3 protein-coding genes are annotated in these 2,091 nt (G+C 40.5%); all 3 read right to left on the bottom strand.

The features are described 5' to 3' along the window. A partial coding sequence (locus ACEW8O_RS00815) for a hypothetical protein (protein WP_373492720.1) occupies nucleotides 1–206 on the bottom strand: 206 nt, incomplete at its 3' end. Then, nucleotides 206–1,291 carry an efflux RND transporter periplasmic adaptor subunit gene (locus tag ACEW8O_RS00810; protein ID WP_373492719.1) on the bottom strand — a complete coding sequence of 362 codons (1,086 nt, stop codon included), beginning with the start codon at nucleotides 1,289–1,291 and terminating at the stop codon, nucleotides 206–208. The genes ACEW8O_RS00810 and ACEW8O_RS00815, both read right to left, overlap by 1 nt. Before the next feature lies 1 nt (nucleotide 1,292). Beyond that, nucleotides 1,293–2,091 (bottom strand): efflux RND transporter permease subunit (locus tag ACEW8O_RS00805; protein ID WP_373492718.1); only part of this gene is annotated, 799 nt, incomplete at its 5' end.

Raw genomic sequence — 2,091 nt, 5'->3', positions numbered from 1 at the left:
GCTTTCGTCAATTCTGCCAACGATAGTTCTTGTCGTTCTTTATATTCCTTGATGGTTAAGTTATCTGCTCCGCCCAATTCTAATATTTTTTCTAAATTAATTGGAATGGTATCTTGTGCTAAAATTTGATTCGTATGGGCTATAAGCAAAAATAAGATGAATGATAGCAGCTCAATTCCTTTTATTCTCTTACTTAATTTCTTCATCACTCTTGTTTTAGAATAGGTTTAACAATTTGTCCGGGATTCACCAAACTTTTCCCCTGTACAATCACTTGTGTTTCAGCAGTGAACTCCTCATTCAATACTTCAAAATAATCCTGATTGGATAAGCCAATTTTTACTTGTAATCTTTTGACTCTACCGTCCTCTACAGCAAGCAAATAATCTTCATTTTTATGGCTCACTTTAGCGATCATAGGCAAGGACAAGATGCTTTCCCTGCTGTTTATTTGTAGCAAGGTTTTGGCATACATTCCCGAAAGGATTTTGCCATCAGGGTTTTCCAGGTCAATCTCTACTTGCATTGTTTTAGACATTGGGTCGAGTACACTGGAAGTTCGGCTCACTTTTGCCATAAAAGATTTGCCGGGCAATTCGGGAAAGGTAACTTCCACTTCCATTTCTTTTTGAATGCCCACGGCATCCGATTCGGGTACAGGAATGCTCAAACGTATGGGATTGATTTCCTGCAACTCCACCAATGCTTGCGGATTGCTCTGACTTAATCCACTTTGAATCATGGCTCCCTTATCCACAAAGCGTTTGGTGGTAATGCCTGAAAACGGCGCTTTAATGGTTAAAAAACCGATTCGGTTATTGGTTGCTTCCAAATTGGCTTTTGCTGAAAGGTATTCGGCTTCGGCGTTTTCCACCATTTGTAGGTTGGTCAGGGCAGGTGTTTTCTCGTAAACGGAATTCAGCCTGTCATAATTGGCTTTTTTTGCATTCGTTTCAGCTTGCCATTTGAGTTGCTGTTGTTGCAATTCCGGGTTCTCCAAAATGGCTATGGTTTCACCTTGCCTTACCTTGTCGCCAATATCCTTAAGCATTTGCATTAGCATTCCGCCTTCCATGGCGTACAGCGTTACAATTTGGTTGGGATGCGCAGTTCCGGTAATTGACACTTCTGCCGTAAAGGAACGTTGCTTGGGTTTTACGACTTCTACTTTCTGAATATTGTCATTCGTAGCTACTAGCTCCGTATCTTCTTTCTGATTGTTGCAGGAAAAAGATACCGAAAGCAGTACAGCGAAAGCAGCTATTGATTTCATGTTGGTTAAAGTCTTCATCTTATTTGTCTTTTGATATGAATGAATAAAAAATGGGAATAATATACAGGGTAATGATGGTTGCCATAAACGTTCCACCGATTACGGCTATGGCCAATGGCACATTTGCTTCTGAACCTGAGCTTGTTGACAAAGCCGTGGGCAATAATCCGAAAATGGTAGTTGATGCCGTCATTAACACCGGGCGGAACCGGTCTCCTGCTCCCTGAATAATGGCATCCTTTATCGAATGGGCTTTATATGACAACGCATTGATTCGATCTACCAAAATATTTCCATAAGAAACCGAAATACCCACCATCATAATGATTCCCATAATGGATTGAATGCTGAGATACGTTCCTGTAGCCCACATCAAAAAACCAACGCCAATTAAACCAAAAGGAAACGTAAGTATAATTACCAATGGCTGCAAAAATGACCTGAATAGAGGAGTAATGATTAGAAAAGATAATATGGCCGCCAATGCCAATCCTAAACCCAGTCCCCCAAAGGATTCTTTGATAATAGCCACTTCCCCATCAAAATTCACTTCATATCCCGCAGGAATATCCATCCCGTTTATAATCGCCTGGATTTCATCCGAAACACGTCCAATGTCTTTTCCTTCCACATTGGCATAGACATTAAATGCCCTGGTTAAATTGTGATGATTGATTTCCACCGGATTGGTGCCATCTGATATATTGGAGAAATTCCTAAAAGGAATGGTTTTTTCTGAAAGGGAACTGTTCACACCTACATTTTCCAACACAAAACGGCTGTCTATTTCACTTTCAGGATAAGTGACTCCGACAAAA

The organism is Aquiflexum sp., from assembly GCF_041749095.1.
Lineage (GTDB): Bacteria > Bacteroidota > Bacteroidia > Cytophagales > Cyclobacteriaceae > Aquiflexum.
The sequence above is the reverse complement of the archived record's forward strand: the minus strand, read 5'-3'. Positions and strand labels throughout refer to the sequence as shown.